Here is a 21,338-nt window from a genome sequence, read left to right on the forward strand (position 1 = left end):
GAGCTCGTGAACTCGTCTCGATCTGTGCTCTCTGCCGCCGTCCTCGTCGTACTCACCCTGTCCGCTTGCGGCTCGGACGCTGCCTCGACCTCCGATACCGAGCCACCAAATGCCGCCACCTCCGCTGCAGCAGGCATCCAGCTTGTCCAACCCGACGATGCAGCCGCGACGATCGCCACCCCGCCCGACGATCTGGTGATCCTTGACGTACGAACGCCCGCAGAGTTCGCCGAAGGCCACATCGAAGGCGCGGTGATGATCGACTTCTATCGCGACGACTTCGCCTCCGAACTCGCGAAGCTCGATCCCAACGTGCCTTACGTGCTGTATTGCCGCTCAGGCAATCGGAGCGGCCAGACCGGAGCGCTCATGACTGCACTCGGCTTCAGCGCCGTCGATGACGTCGACGGCGGGATCATTGCCTGGCAGGACGCCGGGTTGCCGCTGGTCACCGAGTGACGACGGTCGCGTGACGCTCAGCTCGACGTCGACGCCATCGCTTCCTGCCAAGCCCCGTATCCACCGATGATGTCGGACACATCAGAGAAGCCCGCTTGGCGCAGCACGCTCGCTGCCACCGACGAGCGGTATCCACCGGCGCAATAGACCACGGTTGGAGCTGCTGGGTCGAGTTCGCTGATCCGCGCTGGAAGCTGACCGACAGGAACGGTTGCGGCCCCTTCGATCGTGCCATGTTCGAGCTCGCCCGGGTTGCGAATGTCGACGAGCTGCAGCCCTTCGATGCCATCGCGCTGTTCACTGAACTGGACCGCAGTCAGCCGCGAGGCCCGCTCGACCCGATCGGGATGTGCCGCCATGACAGCGAGCGGGTGTTCGAGGAAGCCGACGACGCGGTCGAAACCGATACGGCCGAGACGATTCTTGGCTTCGGTTTCGAATCCATCACCGACGACCAACAGGATGTCGACGTCGCTCGGGATGACCGAGCCGGCAAACTCGGCGTAGCGGCCGTTGAGCCCGACGTTGATCGAATCGGCGAGATGCCCATGGGCAAACTCGTCGGGATCACGCCCGTCGATGACCATTGCTCCGCCCTCGACCAGCCGGTCGAAGCCATCGAGATCAACCGCCTCCGGCGATGCATGCTCGTCAAGCAGTCCCCGGTCTTGCCGATTCAGCACGGCGTCGTAGATGAAGTAGCTCGGCGCTGGGGGCTGGCCCTCAGTCACCAGATCAAAGAAGGCTTGCTTGTCGTCAGCGAGCAGCGCGTAGTTCGTGGTGCGCTGCACACCGATCGTCGACCACGTGTCGGTCGACAGGTTCTTACCGCAGGCGCTCCCTGCGCCGTGCGCGGGATACACCTTGGTTGCGTCGGGCAACCTGAGCAGCTTGTCGTGCAGGCTGTCGTACAACTGTGCGGCGAGCTCTTCGCGGGTGAATCCAATCGAGGACAGCAGATCGGGTCGGCCGACGTCACCAATAAACAGCGTGTCGCCGGTCAGCACACCGTAGGGCTCGGCATCGTCGGCGTGCTCCCACACCACGATGCTGACCGACTCGGGCGTGTGCCCGGGCGTGTGCCGGATCTCGAGAACGATCTCTCCGAGTTCGATGCGTTCGCCGTCGGCGAGTTTCCGCGACGAGAATTCAGTCTCCGCAACCGAGGAAAACGCGATCTCCGCGCCGGTGGCTGCGGCAAGCTCGAGGTGGCCCGACAAGAAGTCGGCGTGAAAGTGCGTCTCGATGATCAATTCGATCGTGAGACCGGCCTCAGCTGCGTCGCGGACGTATTCGTCGGTGTCTCGACGCGGGTCGACCACCACTGCTCGACCTGACGATTCGTCACCAATCAGATACGACGCCTGCGAGAGGCAATCGAGGTAATACTGCGTGAACTTCATCGTTGTGCTCCTTCAGAGAACTCAAGTATGCCACCCGTGAGATTGACGACGTCAACGAACCCAGCGCCAGCGAGAAAATGGGCCGCTTGCGCACTCCGACCGCCACTCCGGCACAGGACAACCGTGCGCTGAGTCGGATCGAGTTCAGCCAGCCGGTCGGCGAGTTGGTCGAGTGGGATGTTGCTTGCCGTCGGCATGCTGCCATCCACCACTTCGGTGGGCTGACGGACATCGATGAACTGCGTGTCTGGATCCACTACCGACGCGTAGTCGTTGATTGGATGGTTCCGATACGAGGACATCATGATGTTGCCTGCATGTCTGTGAGCACGCCCTCGATGTCACACCCGGCACCACGGTTGTAGGGCAGTCGCCCAAGCGCATTGCCCATCGCGCAGGTGTTGGACACTGCCGAGAACGTCAACCCCGCCGCCACGGCTCCAGCGAGCCACTTCGCTCGCGGTACGGCGACCGACAGCAACATCCCGACGAGTGAGAGCGACCCGGCAGCCAAGCGGACCTGACGATCCAATGCCCAGGTCTTCGACGACCCACGAACGACGTCGTTTCCGCTCGCCGTCCAACTGTCGAGACCACCGTCGAGCAGATGCAGTTGTTGTTTGCCGGCATTGCTGAGCGTGGTGTGCGCCTGGTCGGCTCGAGCGCCAGACTTGCACACGAGCACGACCGGGTGGTCCACATCGGCGAGGTCACTGGCGTGTTCCGCGAGCGTGTCGAGGGGAACGTTGTAGGACCCACCAATGTGGACACTGGCGAACTCAGCGCCGCTTCTGACGTCGAGAATTCTGAGGCCCGGGTCGTCGGCAAGCAGTTGGCGAAGCGTCGCTGCGTCGATTACGTCGGTGCCGAGTGCGCCTGTTGGACGGTGAAGGGTGCTGGTCATGTGAGTCTCCTGGTTGGAATCTTCGATTGATATGGCTTGCGGGATGAGGCCGGCGTCAGACGCCGAGGACGGTGGAAGCAGCGGTGTAGATCCCGACTACCCCAAGCATCAGAGCGAAGCTTCGGGTCAGGCGATCAGCATCGACGTCGGCAGTCACTCGGGCGCCGACGACGACACCGATCGTGACGGTGACAAGGAATGGCAGGACGACTGCCCAGTCAAAGCCGAGGTCGCCACTGCGCATGGCGAGTGCCATTGCGGCGTTGATGACGATGACGACCAGTGATGTACCGATCGCTTCCTTCGCTGGGAAGCCGAGCAACAGGGTGAGCGCTGGGACGACGGCAAATCCGCCCCCGACGCCGAACAGACCGGTGAGCAACCCGACGGCGGTTGCAGCGACAGCGAGCTTCGACAGCGCTGCTATCGAGAGGTGCTGGCGGGTTCGTTTTGCTATCGGTCGGGCCGCAACGAGGGTGGCGCCTCCGACCTCAGCGTCGGGGACCGGCTCAATCTCCACCGACTTGGCAGACTTCGCACCGACACTCCGATACATCCGTACAGCAACAAACAGGATCAGCACCGCGAACGCACCGAGCAGCACCCGCTCGTCGATTTGTCGGTTGATGAGCGTTCCGACTCGGGATCCAAAGATGCCGGCAAGGCCGAACGCAATGCCTGCGCCAAGCCGGACATTGCCGTTGCGGAAGTGGCCGACCACTCCGAACGCTGAGGCAATGCCGACCACGAGGAGCGAGGCAGTGGTTGCGTCCTGGGCCTGCATTCCAGCGACGAACACGAGGATTGGAACCGCGAGGGTCGACCCCCCGCCACCGAGGGCGCCGAGTGAGCCCCCGACGAGCAGTCCAAGCACGATGGCGATGATTTCACCGCTCATGCTGCAGCCTCATTGATGTGTGGTTCGTCTCATGTACAGACAACCGTACAATATGTACGGACATATTGCAACCTCAGTGAACTGGGCAGACGCAAACCTTCTCGGAAAAGTCCACGCAGATCGTCGGCCAACCGGGCCAGGAGATGAGTAGAGTCTGTTTGTCCGTATCTTTCCAGCGCCATGCGCTGGGCGACGAAAGGAACCCGTGGCGCTCGATCGCTCCAATCCTCTGCCCCTGTGGGCGCAGCTCGAATCCGACCTCAAGCAGCGGCTCGACGCCGGCGAATTCGACGAGCGATTTCCCACCGACCACGAACTGGTCCAGCAGTACGGCGTCAGCCGACACACGGTCCGCGAGGCAATCGGACACCTCAACCGTTCGGGCATCTTGCGCCGCGAACGTGGCCGCGGCACCGTCGTCAACCGCACCGAGTTCGAGCAACCCCTCGGCGCGTTGTACAGCCTCTTCGGTTCCGTCGAATCCTCAGGAGCAGTCCAACGCAGCCAGGTGCTGGAGCTCCGCGAGGACATCAACCCCACCATTGCCACACAACTCGAGCTGGCACCCGACGCTCCCCTGCTCTATCTCGAACGCCTCCGATGCGCCGACGACCAACCGCTCGCAATCGACCGGGCATGGCTCCCGATGGAAGTCGCAAGGCCGCTGTTGACCAGCGACTTCGAGCGGACAGCGCTGTACGACGAGTTGGAACAGCGCTGCGGGGTCCGCCCCAACGCAGGATGGGAACGCATCGCGCCGCTCCTCCCCACGCCAGAGGAACGAACGTTGCTCGACATGCGACGCGGCGAGGCAGCATTCTTTCTCGAACGACTCAGCGTCGCCGATGGTCGCCCAATCGAATGGCGCACGACCACGATCCGCGGCGATCGGTACCGATTCGTCTCCAAGTTCGAGCAAGGCGTCGCGCCCGCGATGGTCGCTTCTGCAAACCCCGCGACGCACAACGCGTAAGGCAGATGCGCCGCTCGGGCGCACCGACCTCACGCGTTCACACGTTGCGATATCCAGTGGTGTTCGGAGCGTCGACTGTCAGCCGACGGCGAGAAGATCGACGACGAAGACCAGGGTCTCGCCGCCTGCGATGACACCACCAGCGCCAGCATTGCCATAACCCATATGCGGCGGAATGGTGAGACGGCGACGGCCACCGACCTTCATCCCCTGCACGCCTTCGTCCCAGCCTTGAATGACCTGGCTCTGGCCGAGGCCAAAGCGGAATGGCTCCATGCGGTTCCACGACGCGTCGAACTCGGCACCGGTCGACCATGACACGCCGACGTAGTGCACGGTGACGCCCTGGCCGGCGGCAGCTTCGTCGCCGTCGCCCACGGTGATGTCGTCGATGACGAGCTCTGCGGGCGGATCTTCGGCGGGGATGGTGATCTCAGGCTTCTGCATGGCAGTCCAGGCTAGTGGCCGGTCGCTGTGTCGACCCAAGACCGAATGGTGGTGCAGATTCATGTACACGCACCGGCATTCATCGGCCCGGACTGGCACAATGGAGCCATGCCCGGCGCCTTTCTGCACCCATTCGCCAAGCCCAGCCGTGAGCGATTCCCGTCGATCACACACGGCAAGGGATCACTTGTCTGGGATCACACCGGCCACGAGATGATCGACGCGATGGCCAGCCTCTGGTACTGCCAGATCGGTCACGGACGCGGTGATATGGCTGACGCAATCGCTGGTCAGATTCGTCAAATCGAGGCCTACTCATGCTTCGACCCCTTCACCAACGGCCCCGCCGACCAACTGGCCGAGAAAATCGCCAGTCTGACCCCGATGCCCGACGCTCGAGTCTTCTTCACCAACTCCGGTTCAGAGGCAATCGATTCGGCGATGAAGTTGGCCCGGCTGACCCAAGTCCTCGACGGCCAGCCCGAACGCCGCTTGATCATCTCTCGCGTCCGTGGCTACCACGGCACCAACTACGGCGGAACCAGCGCGCAGGGTCTCCCACTCAACAAGGAGGGCTACGGGACGCTGCTCGATGACGTGGTGCAGGTACCGGCCGACGACATCGAGGCACTGTCGATGCTGATGGCGGAAAACTCGAACCGCGTCGCGGCCGTCCTCACCGAACCTGTCCAGGGCGCGGCTGGCGTCTACCCGCCCAACGAGGGCTACCTCGACGAAGCCCGCCGACTCTGCGACCAGCATGGCGCACTGTTGATCTTCGACGAGGTGATCACCGGATTTGGCCGTCTTGGCACATGGTTCGCAGCAGATCACTTCGATGTCGTGCCAGACCTCACCGCATTCGCCAAGGGGGTCACCTCGGGCTATCTGCCACTCGGTGGCGTCATCGTTGGACCGCGAGTCAGCGAAGCACTCGAATCAGATCGCGACTTCATCCTGCGCCACGGCTACACCTACTCCGGCCACCCCACGGCCTGCGCGGCCGGGCTGAAGAACATCGAAATCCTCGAGAAGAACAACCTGCTGAAGGCCGCCAGCGGGATGGGCTACCGGCTCGAGCGCGGACTCCGAGCTATTGCCGACGACGGCGGCGTCGATCACGTCCGCGGCGTGGGGGCCGTGTTCGCAGTGGGTCTGCGCGACGACCAGAACGCCGTGCAGTTGCGCGATGCCATGATCCAAGCCGGGGTGATTACCCGGGCGATCGGCACCGACACCATCACCTACTGTCCGCCATTCGTCACGACCGACGAACAGATCGACACCATCGTCGACGTGCTGGCCGAGGCGGTCGGCTGACCCATCCCCGCTCGGCGCACGACAAGCTGCGCCCGGCCCAGATCGGCCAATCAGGCGTTGCGGAGGAGGTCGATCAAGCTGCTGGTGTCCCAGCGGTCGCCGCCGCGTGCAACGACCTGCTTGTACATCTGATCAACGACGGCGGTCACCGGCAAGCGGGCGCCGTTGCGCTCGGCCTCTTCGAGGCAGATGCCGAGGTCCTTACGCATCCACTCGACTGCGAATCCGAAGTCGAACTCGCCATCGGCCATCGTGCCCGCGCGGTTGTCCATTTGCCAGCTCTGTGCGGCCCCCTTGCCGATGACACCAACGACCTCAGCGATGTCCAGGCCGGCGCGTTCCGCGAAGTTCAACCCTTCGGCGAGGCCCTGCACCAGTCCGGCGATACAGATCTGGTTGACCATCTTCGTGAGTTGGCCAGACCCCGACGGCCCGAGGAGCGCACACTGCTTGGCGAACGCACCGATCACCGGGATCACTCGTTCGTACACCTCGACGTCGTCGCAGCCGCACATCACGGTGAGCTGTCCGTTCTCTGCGCCGGCCTGTCCACCGGAGACAGGCGCATCGACAAACCCGATCCCTTGCTCTTCGCACGCCGCAGACAATTCACGGGCGAGGCTTGCTGAGGCCGTGGTGTGATCGACGAGGATCGATCCGGGCGCCATCGACGACAGCACACCCGTCTCGCCGAACACGACCTCACGCACGTCGTCGTCGTTGCCGACACACATCATCACGATGTCGACACTTTCGGCAGCCTCGGCCGGCGTCGGTGCAGCCTGACCACCGTTCAGCGCGACCCACGCCAACGCTTTTGCTGCCGTGCGGTTGAAGACGACGAGGTCGTGACCGGACCGCTTCAGGTGGCGCGCCATCGGAGCGCCCATGACGCCTGTACCGAGAAAGGCGATCTTCTTTCGGTCGTCTACGGGGTTCTGGCCTGAGGCTGGTGCGGTGTCGTCGCTCATGATCCCTGAGTCTTTCAGGTCACAACCGCACGTACGTCACTACCACCGCGGACCATCGTTGAAGCGCTCCCGAGAGGCAGCTGTTCGGACAAGCCGGGCGCTGACACCTCACAGTGTCCGGCGTGAATCGCAGTGAAGCGAGGCGGGGCGCATTCGCCCCGCGCCATCACTTCTTTTTCTTCTTCGGTGTCTCTTCTTCGCCGTCTTTGAGCACGCCCTTGGCCAGTGCCTCGTCAAGGTAGATCTCTGCATCCTCGGCCGAAACCTTGAGAGCGGGTGAAATCTCGGACACGAGGTTGACGCGAGCCCGTTCGTACATCGTGCGTTCGGCGGCGGACAGCGAGGCGTCACGGTTGCGAGCAGCAAGGTTTCGAACGACTTCGGCCACCTGATACACGTCGCCGCTCTTCAGCTTTTCCTGGTGGTTCTTGAAGCGTCGGCTCCAGTTGCTTGGTACGCGCGGGTCAGGCTTCGCGAGCACGGACACGAGGTCCTCAAGTTCGTCAGCCGACACGGGTGGCCGAACCCCGACCTCGTCAGTCTTGTCGACAGGCACACGCAAAGTCATCTCGTTGATGACCGTGGTGAGGATCAGGTAGTCCTGCTTCTCACCGAAGAACTCCATCTTCTTGGTCCCCTCGACTTTGCACGCACCGTGCTGGGGATAGATGACGACTTCGCCCTTCTTGTATTTCACGCAGAACCTCTTTGGGGGTCGATGAGTGGCAACACGGCGAATCCGGTCCCCACAGCGAAAGACAAGGATAACGGCAGCAGACCCCGTTCCGAACTCCGGCCTGATGCTCGACTCTGTTGAACACACGTCGGAGGGTCTTCGCGCACGATTTGGCGCCCCCGGCAGGACTCGAACCTGCGACCGACGGGGTAGAAACCCGCTGCTCTCATCCACTGAGCTACGGAGGCGTAGCAAGGACAATCGTATCCGCACGGCGCTGATGCGCTTCGTTCCGTCAGAGACGGAAACCAACACCTCAGACGTTGGCCGACATCTGGAATCCTGTGCCACCCGGAGTCGAGCCATTACCGCCACGGCCTGCAGTGCCCGCGACAAACTCGGCGGCGTCGAAAACCTGATTCGCAGCACTGTCGTCGAACCATCCATACGACGAGCCCCCGGAGGCGCCGGCACCAGCGGTGGCGTTCACATCGTTGGCGGGTACGCCGCCGGCACTACCACTCCGACCATTCCCGTCGGCACCGCCGAGGCCTGGAGCGCCACCGACGCCGCCATCGGCACCGTTGCCACCGCTTCCACCCCGCACTGTGGTGGCCGAGACCTCGACGATCACGACCCGAGTGGTCAGCATCCCCAACGAGGGGCCGCCCGCGCCGCCACCACCCTGGCCACCGGTTCCGCCGCCACCACCACCGCCGCCGCCACCGCCGTTACCGCCGTCGGCCAGCAGTCCGCTGGCGCCTTCGGCGCCGCTGCCGCCGACCCCTCCAGCCTGAGCGAGGTTCGCGAGTGCACCTGAGCCGCCATTGCCGCCGCGCCCGCCGGCGACCAGCGACTCAATGACGACCAAACGTTCAACGCCCACTGTCCACAGTCCAATCGATCCACCACCACCGCCACCGGGCGCGGCTCCCTCGGTTGCAGTACCTCCGGCACCGCCGCCTCCGCCGCCACCACCGCTGACAAGAAGCGGTCCGTTTCCACCACCACCGCCCGATCCACCTGCGCCCGGCGATCCGACTTCACCACTAGCGCCCTCGCGACCAATCGGCATCGTCGCGTCCTCATCGGCCTGGGCCAAGCCCACACCGCCGTTCCCACCGGGGCCCCCATTGCCCCCTGCGCCGCCACGCCCAGCTTGACCATCCGGCGAGCCACCTGCCCCGCCCGCACCGCCGCCCGGGGCACTGGAACCGCCACCGGTGTTACCGCCGTCGCCACCGCGCCCCCCAGCGGTGGCGCCTGAACCGCCGCCAGAGCCGGCATCACGGCCACTCGCGTTCCCGCCAGCCGACGCAGTGTCTGCCAGGGCCTCAACGGCCACGCCATCGCCGCCGCCGCCGCCGCGTGCGGCATTGACGGTTGATCGTTCGATCCGCACCTCGGTCGCCCCACTGACAAAGATGCCCGAGCTCATTCCGCCTGAGCTGCCATCCACGCCAATGCCACCGTCGCCACCGACGATCCGGCTGTCGAGCACGCTGATCGTGCCCGCATCTTGCACCAGCACGCCTGCTGAGTTGCTGCCCGCCGCAGCGTTGCCAGCGGTGACCTCGATCGCAGACAACCAGCGCTCGGATGATCCTGCCAGACGAATGGCGATCGCTGCTCCGTTGATGACGACACGCTGATTGACGTTGCGCATCCAATTCTCATCGAACCCGCCGTACATGCTCATCCCGTCGCTTAACTCGAGGGAGGCCGCCGTGGTGTCATACGTCCCCACGCTCCGCACGTAGACGTCTCGTCCAGGGGCCGACTCGACGGCCGCGGCCAAGCTCCGCACGGGTGCATCAATCGACCCAGCAGCACTGTCATCGCCACGTTCGCCGTCGACGAACACCGCTTGATCTGCGTCTTCCAACACCCGGACGATGACATCGTCTGTTGCGACTCCATCGGTGCCGGCAACCTCGAGCGTGAACGCAAGCGTTGAAACGTCCAGCGGCGCAGTCACGACCGCTTCGATGCCGAGCAAACTGCCAACACCGGTCGTCACATCCGGGCCGGCTGTTTGCGTCCAGCGAACGGCGTCATCCGGCGTGCCCTCGGCGAGATTCTCGGCGGTCAACACGAACTCGGCCGCCCGATCGACAAGCAGATCTTCTCCCGCCTCCGCGTTCGCCGGCAGTAGCAGTGTGGTCGACGGCGTCGTCGTTGTGGACGCAACCGTGGTCGTCGTGGCTTGCGTCGTGGTGGTCGCTGGTTCGCTGGTCGGCACCGATGTCGGGAGCACCGTTGACGGTGCCGCGGCGTCACCACCACCCTGTGAAGCGACGAACGCGATCATCCCGGCGATCAGCACGAGTACTGCGGCAACACTCAACGCGATCAAGACATTGCGCTGACGCTCCTCGTGTGGACTGAGCGGCGGCCGACCAGCGGGGCCGTTGGCGGCCGCTGGCCATCCTGCATTCCAGTCGTTCGTCATCGTCGTCAGCCTTCCGGGACCCCTGACGGTAGCCACGGAACGCTGTCAACGGGTGGCACCAAGGCAGAGCCGGCACGCGCCATCAGATGAGGTGCTGTCGAAGAAACCCCAGCGCAGTGATGACGGAGAACTGCCGCATCAACTCGCGTAGACCCGGCATGTTGGCCTGCCGGACCTCCTCGAAGCCAGGCCCGACCATCCCGACGAAAAGTGTTCCGACCGGTTGTCCGTCCTGCTCAGCGGGACCAGCCACGCCGGTCAACGACAGCCCGATATCGGCACCCAATCGGTCGCGCACACCCACTGCCATCTGCCGTGCGGCAATTTCGCTGACCACTGGCCCCTCGCCCACACCAAGCAGGGTCTGCTTGACCTCGGTGGCGTAGCTGATGACTCCACCTCTGAACACATCGCTCGAACCCGGAATGTCAGTGAGTCGACCACCAACGAGGCCGCCGGTGACCGATTCGGCGACTGCAAGGGTCAGACCGCGCTGGCGACACAGGTCGAGCACGACCGACTCCATCGTGTCATCGTCCGTCCCGAAGATCAGGTCGTCGATCTCGTGGCGAACCACCGCCTCCCACTGGTCGAGTTGCGCACTGCAACCGTCACGCGTTGCGTCCTTCGCGGTGAGACGAACCTTGAGGCCATTCCAACCACTGGCGAGAAATGCCAACGTGGGAGTGTCCGGCGTTTCGAGCTGCTCGATCACGTGCTCAAGCTTCTCGTTGAGACCGCTCTCGCTCTCACCCCAGGTGCGTAGCACTCGCGACGCAATGACCGCTGTCTCGCCGCTGCGCTCGAGCAGGTCAGGAATGATCGCCCGTTCGAGCATGTCGCGCATCTCATGCGGCACGCCAGGAACCGCATAGACCACTTTGTCGACACCGTCGACGGTGACGGGGCAAATCAGCCCCGGAGCAGTGCCTCGGGTCTGGGAGATGATTGCCGCCCCGACCGGCACTTCGGCCTGGCGTCGGTTGTTCTCCGCCATCGTCCGGCCACGCGACTCGAACATTTGCCGAATCGTGTCGACGAGCATCGCGTCTTCGACCAGTTCGACACCCATCACGTTCGCGATGGCATGACGCGTCAGGTCGTCGTGCGTCGGTCCCAGTCCCCCACACATGATGACTGCATCAGCGTCGACGAGCATGCGACTGAGCTGCGCCTCGATGCGCCCGACGTTGTCGCCGACCTTGACCTGCACGAGTGAGTCGATGCCACTGGCAGCGAGTTCGCCACCGATCCACGCTGAGTTCGAATCGATGATCTGCCCGAGCAGGAGTTCGGTACCGACGGCGAGGACATCACAGCGCATCGACGCAGTGTGTCAGGAGTGACGAACCGGGCCCGACCCCATTGGCAACTCGTCTCAGGTACTGACCGGTGTTGCTGACGACGCGTTCTGTGGGTTGCGCGCGTAGTGGAGATACTGCGCACCACTGATCAGGGCCAGCACGACCGCCGCCCAGAGCAGGCCCTTCCAGAGCCAGGTGGCATCCAACGCCGTCCACGGCAGCAGAGCAAACCCGACGGCGAGCTGCTGGGCGAGCGTCTTGTACTTCGCCAGCTGGGACGCCGGGACGCTGATGCCCTTGCCGCTCACCACGACGCGATAGACGCTGATGATCAGTTCGCGGGCCGCAATGATGATGACCGGCACCACCCAGAACACACCGGTACTGACCAGGGTGAACATCGCGCCGAGTACGAGCACCTTGTCGGCGAGCGGGTCAAGAAATGCTCCGGCAGCGGTCGGGCCCCGGCGGCGAGCGACATACCCGTCGATGCCATCGCTGACGCACAGCACAAACCAAAAACCAAACGCGATCCAAGCCCCGCCTGGCTGATCGGGGATGATCCAGAACATCACCGGCGAGAGCAAGAGCCGTGCGGTCGTGATCGCATTGGCCCAACTGGCGATCGACAACCCTTCGCTCGGCACCGCCGCGGTGGTATTCATCAGCGCTCGCCGGCCTCGGCCTCGTCCTCATCGAGCGACGCAACGTCGACACCGGCGGCCACGAGATCGGGCCCCAGCGCGTCAACGATCTCGACGTCGACGAACTCTCCCACCGGGACATTCTGCCCGACGTGCACGATGCCATCAATCTCGGGCGCCTCGCGATGGCTCCGGCCGACACCCGAACTGTCGACGAGCACGTTCATCGTTGAGCCGATCAGGTCATCTCGACGGGCCGCGGTGATGTCGTCCTGGAGCGCCCGAAGCTCGCCAAGCCGCTCGTGCATCAGACCATCGGGGACAACACCTTCGCCCTGGGCGACCAGGTCAGCGGCATAGGTACCGGCTTCATTGCTGTAAGAGAAAAAGCCACACCAGTCAAGCTGTGCCTCTTCGACGAACCGCAGCAACTGGTCATGATCGTCTTCTGTCTCGCTCGGGTACCCGACAATGAAGTTGCTGCGGAACGCTGCGTCAGGCTCGCGTTCGCGGATGTCGGCGATGCGGTCGAGGAATCGCTGACCATCACCCCAACGACGCATCTTGCGCAACAACGGCTTGCTGACGTGCTGCAGTGACAGGTCGAAGTACGGGACCCCTGTCTGACAGATCGAGTCGATCAAGCCGTCGGTGAGATCACTCGGGTACAAGTAGAGCAGCCGGACTCGGTCGACTTCGGCGGCCACGGCATCGATCAACGGAACGATCGAGCCAGCACCCATCTCATCGGGACGGTCCTTGCCGTACGACGCAAGGTCTTGGGCCACCAACACAATTTCGCGCGCCTGCAACTGCTCGACCTCGGTGAGAATCGCAGAGACATCACGGCTGCGCTGCGGACCTCGGAAACTCGGAATCGCACAGAACCCACACGAGCGATCGCAGCCTTCAGCAATCTTGATGTAAGCCCACGGGACAGCAGACTTCGGTCGCGGCAGATTGAGCAGATCGAACGACGGCAGCGGCGCTTCCGACACGGGAATCAGCTTGCGCGAACCAGCACCTCGGCTCGGCACTTCTCGGCCATCTCGTTCAGCGATCTTGATGTTGAATGCCTGCCCGAACCCGGCGACCTGATCGACCTCTGGCAATTCGGCGGCGAGTTCGTCACCGTAGCGTTCGGCCATACAGCCGGTGACCACTAGCTTGGACCCGTCGAGGCGCTGCTCATCAAGCGCAAGGATCGTGTCGATTGATTCTCGACGCGCTTCGTCGATAAATGCGCACGTGTTGACGACGACAAGATCAGCCGCTCCAGCATCATCGGTCGGCTCCATACCGTCTGCGAGCAGCGCTCCGACGAGCTTGTCGGAATCGACATCGTTCTTTGGGCAGCCCAAGGTCTCGACATAAAACCGCTGCACCATTCCGGCGACGCTATCTGCCCAGGTGCCCGCTCGCGGAGTGGGACGCGCCGTAGAGAGCCCGCCGTCTCATCGAGGCCCTCGAGCAGATCGTCGACTACTGATGTGCAAGTCGTAGGCCCAACCGCGGCCAGTGGAATGACGCCAGCTTGCCGGTTCCTGACAACGTGACAAACGCTGTGGTCATATCGTCGCCGCCGAAGCAGATGTTGGTCGTGAACATGTCGCCGGTGGCGTGGTGCTCGGTGTGTTCACCATCGGGGGAGATTGCGGTGATCCCACCGTTCAGCAGCGTGGCGACGCACACCCAGCCGTCGTGGTCGACGGCGAGCGAATCGAGGAGTTGATGTCCTGGGAGTCCGTGCAGGACCGAGGGACGCCCACCTGGGACAAGGCGCCCCGGCTCCTCGAGCTGTCGTTCGAACACACGGCCCGTATGGGTCTCGGCCCAGTAGAGCGTGGTCCCCTCCGGCGACAGGCCGATGCCGTTCGGACCATCGACCGGGAAGATCGCTTCGGTGATCTCGGACCCGTCGCATGCTGCGTGGTAGATCGCCGTGAGGTCCGCCGTCCGGGCGCCATGGTCGCGGATGCCGTGGTCGGTGAACCAAAATCCACCGTGGCCGTCCATCACGAGGTCGTTCGGGGCCCGGAGCGGCCGGCCCTGGCACTCGGTGTACAGATCGGTGACGGACCCGTCGTGCAGGTCAACGCGTTGGATCTTGCCACCAAGGTGCCGGCTCGGGTCGAATCGTCCGGGCTGTGAGCGTCCGTTGCGTTCGATCGGCGTAAATGATCCGCCGTTGTTGCAGAGATAGATCGCGCCGTCAGGTCCAATGGCTGCGCCGTTCGGGCCACCAGGCGTGTCGGCCACGCGCTCCTTGGTGCCGTCCGGTCGGACCCGGGTCAGGCATTCGGAGAACATCTCGACCACGATCACCGAGCCGTCCGGCATCGCAATCGGGCCCTCTGGAAAGCGCAAACCGTCGGTGATCTCGGTGAGTTCTGGCTGCAGGTCGATATGTGCCATGCCCCAAGCCAATCACACCGGCGCCCGCAGACGCGCACCCGTCAGAGTTGGCCGTTTTGCTGCAGCAGTTCAAACTCTTCGACGGTCATCAAGACCGAGCGAGCCTTCGAGCCTTCGCTCGGACCGACAACACCACGTGTTTCGAGCAGGTCCATGATGCGACCTGCCCGAGCGAAACCGACCTTGAGCTTGCGTTGCAGCATTGACGTGGAACCCAGTTGGCTGCGCACGATGAGCTCCATTGCTTGGCGCATCATCACGGTGTCTTCGTCCTCTTCGCCTGCGGAGAATGCGTTGGCGTCGGAGGTGAGATCCATCGTTCCCGTCGACATCGGAGCGGCCCCGGGCGCTCCGAGCGCCGGCGGTACCAGGGCGGGCTGATCAATGCCTGCGAAACCGTTGGCGTCGGCGGTCGGTGCGTCGTCGCCGTCTTCGACTGCTGTGGAATGAATTGGCTCCGGCGCCTGAGCACGCCAGTGGGCCACGACCTTGCGGACCTCTTCTTCGGTGATGAACGCACCCTGGATGCGGTTGGCAACTGAGGAGTTACCCGGCAGGAGCAACATGTCGCCCTTGCCGACGAGCTTGTCGGCGCCGGGCTGGTCAAGAATGACTCGTGAATCGGTGAGCGACGACACGGCGAAGGCCATCCGGGCAGGGATGTTGGCTTTGATGACACCCGTGATGACGTTGACCGACGGGCGCTGGGTGGCGACGATGAGGTGGATGCCGACCGCGCGTGCCTTCTGAGCGATGCGGGTGATCGACTCTTCGACATCGCGCGCGGCGACCATCATCAGATCGTTGAGTTCGTCGACCACGATGACGATGTACGGCATGTACTCATAGACCGCAGGGCTGTCAGGGTCCCAGCCGATGGGCTGCTCGATCTCGCCCTTCTTGAACGACTTGTTGTAGCCGCCGATGTCGCGGTATCCGACCTCAGAGAGCACGTCGTAGCGGCGTTCCATCTCCTTGACGGCCCAGCCGAGCGCGTTGGCCGCCTTCTTCGGATTGGTGACCGGCTGCGTCAATAGGTGCGGGAGACGCTGGTACTGCCCCATCTCGACCTGCTTCGGGTCGATCAGGATCAGGCGCACGTCGTCGGGTGTCGTGCGCATCAGCAACGATGTGATGATGCAGTTGATGCCGGAAGACTTTCCGGCTCCGGTGGCGCCCGCGATGAGCATGTGGGGCGTGGCAGCGAGATCCAGGAACACCGCCTTGCCCGCAATGTCCTTGCCGATCGCCACGTCGAGAATGTTGTTCGATGTCAACGCCTCGGGCGACACCATGAGATCGCCGAGCGCAACGAGCTGACGTTGGTGATTCGGAACCTCGACACCGATGGCCGAGCGGCCCGGGATCGGGGCGAGGATGCGCACATCGGTCGCCGCCATCGCGTACGCGATGTCCTTCTGCAGGTTGGTGACCTTGGCGACTTTGACCCCGGGTCCAAGTTCGAGTTCGTATCGCGTGACGGTGGGGCCGACGGTCATACCGATCAGCTCGGTGTCGACGTTGTGCGATGCCAGCGATTCCTGCAGCGTCTCGCCGCGTTTCTCGATGGCCTTCAGGTCCATCTTCTGCTCGCCAGCCATATCGAGGAACGACGTCGGCGGAAGCACCCAGTCGCCGACGTGCGTGCCATCGGGTGAGACGTCGCCAGCCTTGGAACCGGTGCTCGCTTTTGGTTTCGCAGCCCGCTTCCGTTTCGGTTTCGCGGGAGCGTCTTCGACCCACTCATCTCCGTCGTCTTCGAAGTCGTACACCTCAGCGCCCGTGCTCAACGTCATCGCTTCGCCAGCGACCCCCGAACCAGGTATCTCCCCAGAAGTTCCATGCCCGGACGAGTCGTAACCGCGGAGTTCACCACTTTCGTCGCGGTCGCTGCTCAGCGTGGAGATGTTGCTGAGACCCGACCGCGCAGCGCGTCCCACAGGTCGCAGCACCGTCGACAGGAATCCGCCGGTAGATGTCGCCATCGTGCGCAGCGACGTCTGAGTGACAATGAGCGCTCCGCCAATCAGCAGCGCAACGAAGATGACAACAGCACCGGGCGCAGCCAGCGCGGCGCTCAGTGGCTCGGCCGCCAACGCACCGAGCCAACCACCTGCAGTTTCGAGTTCGTCGACGTCGGCAGAGATCTTGTCCGGCCCGCGCACAATATGCAGCAGACCGAGCAACGAAATACCGACCAGTGTCCATCCGAGCACCAGCCGGAACGGGCTGTACGAGCGACCTCTTTTGACGAAGGCGATTCCAGTGGCGATCAGCACGAGCGGCACGGCAAGACGCCCGAGACCCGCAAACCAACCAATGACCGTTTCGATGCCGCGGCCGAGCGGGCCGGCGAGATCGACATAGACGGCGAGCGCGGTGAGCACCCCGGCGCCGATCAATCCGAGGCCAAGGAACTCGTGCTCACGACCATCGACAGCGCCACGCAGTTCGGCAGCGGCGCGATCGCTGCGCGTCAACTCCGGCGGGGTCTGGTCGCGGACTGATCCGGTCTGCTGACGTCCGCCGGTCGACATCACCTCGGTGGGATCAGCGTTCTGCGATCCCTTCGAACCGGCCGACCGCGTGGTCTTGGCTGATCGAGACGAGGCGTTGACGCTCGTTGAACGCTTACCAGGCGCCTTCTTGGCGGACTTCTTCTTGGACGGACCCCAGGTGGACATGACAGAGACCACCGTACCAACCCGGTGTCATGGCGGTCAGCGACCCCGCGAAGAACGTCCGTTCGCTCTCGACCTGCGTGATTGCGCAGTCACAGCGGACGCACCTCGATCACCGCTCCGGATGGAGCCACAACGATATCGAGCACCCCACCCTGAGCCGACCGGGCAGATATCACGTAGCGGACGAATCCACCGGGCCCGCCCTCGATACTGAGGGCATCGATTGATGCCGTCGGAAGGTCGGCAGCGACGCCCGCGAGAATTGTCTCGTCATCGAAGTCAAGCGAAGCAGCAGTGAACGTTTGGCCGACGGCCCCTTCGATTGTCGGTCCCGGCGGCTGCAACTCGCCTGCGAGGAAGACGTAGGGCACAGCTGCAGTTCCGTCGTCGACGGCGACGAAGACGTTGGTGAGCTGGGGTGTTGCGGTGATCTCGAAGTACTCCTGGGTTCCGTCGAGCTCTGCTTCGATGGCAGCCACAGCCGCCCGAATCTCGAACCCAAAGGGTGACCCATTCGGTGCTGCGTCAGAATCCGCACTGCCGCTGCAGCCCAGGAGTGCAAACAGCACAGCGATGGCGCCAAGGCGTCGGGGGAACGAACCGAAGGTCATCACGCTGCGTTTATGCGCTGAGGATCGGGCCGAAGTCGAAGCCCTTCATCACCGCTCCGAGGTCGCCGGTCGGGAGCGATCCACCCGGCGACACCTTGTCGACCAGACCGGGGATCATGCTGGCCAAGCCGTTCTTGGCCTCGTCACGGGTCAAGCCTGCCGCGTCCGCTATCCGGTCGACTTCGAACGCGCCGAGCGCTTGCTCGACATCGTCGGGTGAAAGCGGCTCGTTGTCGCCGGTTCCAACCCAACTGTTGGCCTGGCCACCCAAGCCGGCGCTCGTGAACTTGCCGAGCAATCCGCCAAGGCTGCCAATGGCCCCGCCTTTGCGCATCATCGGTAGGAGTGCGTCCATCAGTGGATCGCCAGACTTGGGCGCCTTGGGTCCAGTGAGTCCGCCGAGCACGTCCATGAGTCCCATCGCCGCGCAGGTTAGGCGCCGGTTGGCCGAAACCGTCAGGCTTCCATGACGACGGGGACGATCATGGGCTTGCGCTTGGTGCGCTCGCTCACGAACTTGCCCGCAGCGCGGCGCACTTCGCGCTCGAGTTGCTCGACGTCGCGAACCCCTTCGCTCAGTGCCAGTTCGACCTTTGCAGCAACGGTGTCGCAGGCTTCGTCGAGCAGATCTTCGGCTTCAGGCGCATAGACCCAGCCACGGGTGATGATTTCGGGACCGACCAACACCTTGCCGGTCTGAACGTCGACCGTGACGACCACGACGACCACTCCCTCTTCGGCCAACTTCTGACGGTCGCGTAAGACACCCTGTCCGACGTCGCCGACGATGCCGTCGACGTACAAGTAGCCCGCAGGCACTCGGCCGACCGGCGCGAGGCCTCCGTCGGTCAACTCAATCACGTCGCCGTCTTCGCATTGGATGATCCGGTTGGCGGGCACGCCCATCAGTTCACCGAGCTTGGCATTGGCGACCATGTGGCGGTACTCGCCATGAATCGGTACGAACCATTCGGGGTTGACGATCGAGAGGTATGTCTTGATGTCGTCGGCCTTTGCATGCCCGGTGGCGTGGACATCCATGATCCCGGAGTGAACAACCTGGGCGCCGAGGCGGAGCAACCCGTCGATCACCTTGTTGACGCTGCCTTCGTTGCCGGGAATGGCATGACTCGACAGCACCACGGTGTCATGTTCGTTGAGCTTGAGCCAACGGTTTTCGCCGCGGGCCATCAGGCCGAGAGCTGACATTGGCTCACCCTGGGATCCGGTGGAGATGATGCAGATGTCGCCGGGATCGTGCTGGTTGATCTCTTCGATGTCGATCAGCGACGATTCGGGGATCTTGAACACGCCGAGGTCGAGGCCGAGGCGGATGTTCTTCTTCATGCTCAACCCGAGCGTGGCGACCTTGCGGCCCTCGCCGACTGCAGCGTCGGCGATCTGCTGGATGCGATGGATGTGGCTCGCGAAGCTCGCGGTGATGATTCGTCGGCCGCGTTGCTGGGCGAACAGCGAGCGGAGCACACCGCCGACGTTGGTTTCACTCGAGGCGTAACCCGGCTCCTCGGCGTTTGTCGAGTCGCTCATCAGCAGGCGGATGCCTTCGGTTTTCGCGAGTTGGCCGATGCGGGCCAGGTCGGCGCGCCGCGAGTCGACTGGCGTCAGATCGATCTTGAAGTCGCCCGAGTGGAGCACCACGCCCTGCGCAGTGTGCACGGCGATCGCGTGTGCGTGGGGAACGGAGTGCGTGACGGGAATGAACTCGACAAGGAGGGAGCCGACGTCGATCTGTTCGCCGTCCTGCACGGGCCGCATGTCGATCTTGGGCATCAGCCCCGCTTCTTCGATGCGGTTCCGGGCGAGACCGAGCGCGAGGGCCGAGCCGTAGACCGGGAGCGGGTTGTCCCGAAGATGACCGATGCCGTCGCCGTCGCGCATCAGGTACTGGATGGCACCGATGTGATCTTCGTGACCGTGGGTCAGGACGAGCGCCTCGATACGAGCCGCGTTCTCGCGCAGGTACGAGAAGTCGGGCAGGATCAGGTCGACGCCGTGGTGGATTGCGTCGGGGAACATCAGCCCGCAGTCGATCAACATGATCGTCCGGTCGGGGTCGTCGGCGGCGCCCTGCTCGATCGCCATGCAGTTCCGGCCGATCTCACCGAGCCCCCCGAGGAAGACGACGCGTACGGGAACGGTCGGGTCGAGCGGAGCGGTGTACATCTGGGTCATGTCAAGTCGATTCAGTTGCGATCGGTTGGGCAGTTCAGTGTGACGCAGCGCGAGCTGCGACGAGATGCGCGTAGACGGTACGGGCTGAGTCTTCTGTGCCGTCGGGTTCGGGACCCATGGGGAGTCTGCAGGCGCCGACCGCGTGGCCGAGCGTGCGCATCATCGACTTGGTCTGCACGGGATTCGGGGCATCGTCGTTGCCTTCGAACTCATAGCTCTCGATGAGCAGACGATTGAGGCGTTGGGCCTCGCCGATGTCGTTGCGATTCCACGCGTTGAACATTGCGAGATGCTCGGGCGCCGCCCAGTGGGTGCACACGCCAATCGCCCCGACAGCACCGACCGCCAACAGCGGAAGGTTCATCGGCGAGTCGCCCGAGTAGACCTCGAAGTCGTTCGGGCTCGCAGCGATGACCTTGGCGGTCTCGCTCGGGTCGCCGGCGGCGTCCTTGAGCGCGACGATGTTGGTGACGTCATTGGCAAGGCGGATCAGCGTCGAAGTCGACATCTTGCGACCGGTGCGCTTCGGGATGTCGTAGAGAACGACCGGGAGGTCTGTACTCGATGCGATCGCCCGAAAGTGCACTTCGATGCCGGTCTGGGACGGGCGGCTGTAATACGGGCTGACGCCGAGGACTCCGGCAATGCCCAGCTTGCTCGCCTCAGCCGTGAGACCGATGTCTTGGCGTGTGTTCGAACCTGTCGTGCCGGCAATGACCGGAACGGTGACAGCGGCAGCAATCGCTTCGAAGAGCGTCAGTTTCTCGTCGATCGACAATGTCGCCGACTCACCTGTCGTGCCAGCAACAACCAGCGACTCGTTCCCTTCGGCGACGAGCCATTTCGCCAAGGCGACGGCCGCGTCGATGTCAAGTTCGCCTACCTCGTCAAAGGGCGTCACCATCGCGACCGACACACGTCCGAAGCGCGGCATCAGTGCGTTCCTCTGATTGCGGGCCTGGGCGTTTCCGTGCTCATCACGCC

Annotated in this window: 20 protein-coding genes and 1 tRNA gene; 3 read left to right on the forward strand and 18 right to left on the reverse strand. The window is 63.8% G+C overall.

What is annotated here, in order from left to right; genetic code table 11:
* Window positions 1–459: rhodanese-like domain-containing protein (locus ACH2DW_RS01495; protein ID WP_394927938.1), on the forward strand; the 459-nt coding region annotated here is incomplete at its 5' end.
* Window positions 460–476: 17 nt separating this feature from the next.
* On the opposite strand, the gene ACH2DW_RS01500 is transcribed toward ACH2DW_RS01495, so the two are convergent.
* The 4 genes from ACH2DW_RS01500 to ACH2DW_RS01515 are packed head-to-tail and all read right to left on the reverse strand — an operon-like array spanning window position 477 to window position 3,664.
* Complete coding sequence (locus ACH2DW_RS01500) at window positions 477–1,862, reverse strand: rhodanese-like domain-containing protein (protein WP_394927939.1); 1,386 nt, start codon at window positions 1,860–1,862, stop codon at window positions 477–479.
* Complete coding sequence (locus ACH2DW_RS01505) at window positions 1,859–2,119, reverse strand: rhodanese-like domain-containing protein (RefSeq protein WP_394927940.1); 261 nt, start codon at window positions 2,117–2,119, stop codon at window positions 1,859–1,861. The genes ACH2DW_RS01500 and ACH2DW_RS01505 overlap by 4 nt, the downstream gene beginning before the upstream one ends.
* Window positions 2,120–2,163: 44 nt before the next feature.
* Window positions 2,164–2,766 carry a rhodanese-like domain-containing protein gene (locus tag ACH2DW_RS01510; protein ID WP_394927941.1) on the reverse strand — a complete coding sequence of 201 codons (603 nt, stop codon included), beginning with the start codon at window positions 2,764–2,766 and terminating at the stop codon, window positions 2,164–2,166.
* Between the two features lie 55 nt (window positions 2,767–2,821).
* Window positions 2,822–3,664 carry a sulfite exporter TauE/SafE family protein gene (locus tag ACH2DW_RS01515; RefSeq protein ID WP_394927942.1) on the reverse strand — a complete coding sequence of 281 codons (843 nt, stop codon included), beginning with the start codon at window positions 3,662–3,664 and terminating at the stop codon, window positions 2,822–2,824.
* Window positions 3,665–3,869: 205 nt separating this feature from the next.
* Here ACH2DW_RS01515 and ACH2DW_RS01520 point away from each other — a divergent pair, with 205 nt between their 5' ends.
* On the forward strand, window positions 3,870–4,637 hold the full coding sequence (locus ACH2DW_RS01520; RefSeq protein WP_394927943.1) for a GntR family transcriptional regulator: 768 nt from the start codon (window positions 3,870–3,872) through the stop codon (window positions 4,635–4,637).
* Between the two features lie 78 nt (window positions 4,638–4,715).
* Here the strand turns inward: ACH2DW_RS01520 and ACH2DW_RS01525 are convergent, their stop codons facing one another.
* Complete coding sequence (locus ACH2DW_RS01525) at window positions 4,716–5,084, reverse strand: FKBP-type peptidyl-prolyl cis-trans isomerase (protein WP_394927944.1); 369 nt, start codon at window positions 5,082–5,084, stop codon at window positions 4,716–4,718.
* Window positions 5,085–5,192: 108 nt separating this feature from the next.
* Between ACH2DW_RS01525 and ACH2DW_RS01530 the strand changes: the two genes are divergently transcribed.
* On the forward strand, window positions 5,193–6,404 hold the full coding sequence (locus tag ACH2DW_RS01530; protein ID WP_394927945.1) for an aspartate aminotransferase family protein: 1,212 nt from the start codon (window positions 5,193–5,195) through the stop codon (window positions 6,402–6,404).
* Window positions 6,405–6,454: 50 nt separating this feature from the next.
* Here ACH2DW_RS01530 and ACH2DW_RS01535 read toward each other — a convergent pair whose 3' ends face one another.
* The 13 genes from ACH2DW_RS01535 to dapA all read right to left on the reverse strand — a co-directional run bounded on the left by ACH2DW_RS01535 (window position 6,455) and on the right by dapA (window position 21,288).
* On the reverse strand, window positions 6,455–7,375 hold the full coding sequence (locus ACH2DW_RS01535) for an NAD(P)-dependent oxidoreductase (protein WP_394927946.1): 921 nt from the start codon (window positions 7,373–7,375) through the stop codon (window positions 6,455–6,457).
* Window positions 7,376–7,541: 166 nt separating this feature from the next.
* Window positions 7,542–8,072, reverse strand: a complete 531-nt coding sequence (locus tag ACH2DW_RS01540) for a CarD family transcriptional regulator (RefSeq protein ID WP_394927947.1) — start codon at window positions 8,070–8,072, stop codon at window positions 7,542–7,544.
* Between the two features lie 150 nt (window positions 8,073–8,222).
* A tRNA-Arg gene (locus ACH2DW_RS01545) sits at window positions 8,223–8,299 on the reverse strand.
* Window positions 8,300–8,367: 68 nt separating this feature from the next.
* Entirely contained in the window at window positions 8,368–10,503 is a 2,136-nt protein-coding gene (locus tag ACH2DW_RS01550) for a hypothetical protein (protein ID WP_394927948.1), read from the reverse strand.
* Window positions 10,504–10,585: 82 nt separating this feature from the next.
* Window positions 10,586–11,827 (reverse strand): competence/damage-inducible protein A, encoded by a 1,242-nt coding sequence (locus ACH2DW_RS01555; protein WP_394927949.1) that lies wholly within the window; start codon window positions 11,825–11,827, stop codon window positions 10,586–10,588.
* A gap of 54 nt (window positions 11,828–11,881) precedes the next feature.
* The gene (gene pgsA, locus ACH2DW_RS01560; protein WP_394927950.1) at window positions 11,882–12,472 is read right to left on the reverse strand and encodes a CDP-diacylglycerol--glycerol-3-phosphate 3-phosphatidyltransferase; all 591 of its coding nucleotides are present in this window, start codon (window positions 12,470–12,472) and stop codon (window positions 11,882–11,884) included.
* Window positions 12,472–13,839: a 30S ribosomal protein S12 methylthiotransferase RimO gene (rimO, locus tag ACH2DW_RS01565; protein ID WP_394927951.1), complete on the reverse strand. Its 1,368-nt coding sequence runs from the start codon at window positions 13,837–13,839 to the stop codon at window positions 12,472–12,474. The genes pgsA and rimO overlap by 1 nt, the downstream gene beginning before the upstream one ends.
* A 94-nt stretch (window positions 13,840–13,933) precedes the next feature.
* Entirely contained in the window at window positions 13,934–14,866 is a 933-nt protein-coding gene (locus ACH2DW_RS01570; RefSeq protein ID WP_394927952.1) for an SMP-30/gluconolactonase/LRE family protein, read from the reverse strand.
* Between the two features lie 41 nt (window positions 14,867–14,907).
* On the reverse strand, window positions 14,908–17,550 hold the full coding sequence (locus ACH2DW_RS01575; protein ID WP_394927953.1) for a DNA translocase FtsK: 2,643 nt from the start codon (window positions 17,548–17,550) through the stop codon (window positions 14,908–14,910).
* An 89-nt stretch (window positions 17,551–17,639) separates the two neighbouring features.
* Window positions 17,640–18,161, reverse strand: coding sequence for a hypothetical protein (locus ACH2DW_RS01580; protein ID WP_394927954.1), 522 nt, complete (start codon window positions 18,159–18,161; stop codon window positions 17,640–17,642).
* A 10-nt stretch (window positions 18,162–18,171) separates the two neighbouring features.
* Window positions 18,172–18,582, reverse strand: coding sequence for a YidB family protein (locus tag ACH2DW_RS01585; protein ID WP_394927955.1), 411 nt, complete (start codon window positions 18,580–18,582; stop codon window positions 18,172–18,174).
* 35 nt (window positions 18,583–18,617) lie between these two features.
* Window positions 18,618–20,354 (reverse strand): ribonuclease J, encoded by a 1,737-nt coding sequence (locus ACH2DW_RS01590; protein WP_394927956.1) that lies wholly within the window; start codon window positions 20,352–20,354, stop codon window positions 18,618–18,620.
* 34 nt (window positions 20,355–20,388) lie between these two features.
* Window positions 20,389–21,288: a 4-hydroxy-tetrahydrodipicolinate synthase gene (dapA, locus tag ACH2DW_RS01595; RefSeq protein WP_394927957.1), complete on the reverse strand. Its 900-nt coding sequence runs from the start codon at window positions 21,286–21,288 to the stop codon at window positions 20,389–20,391.
* Window positions 21,289–21,338 lie beyond the last annotated feature (50 nt).

The organism is uncultured Ilumatobacter sp. (assembly GCF_963980585.1).
Classification (GTDB): domain Bacteria; phylum Actinomycetota; class Acidimicrobiia; order Acidimicrobiales; family Ilumatobacteraceae; genus Ilumatobacter_A.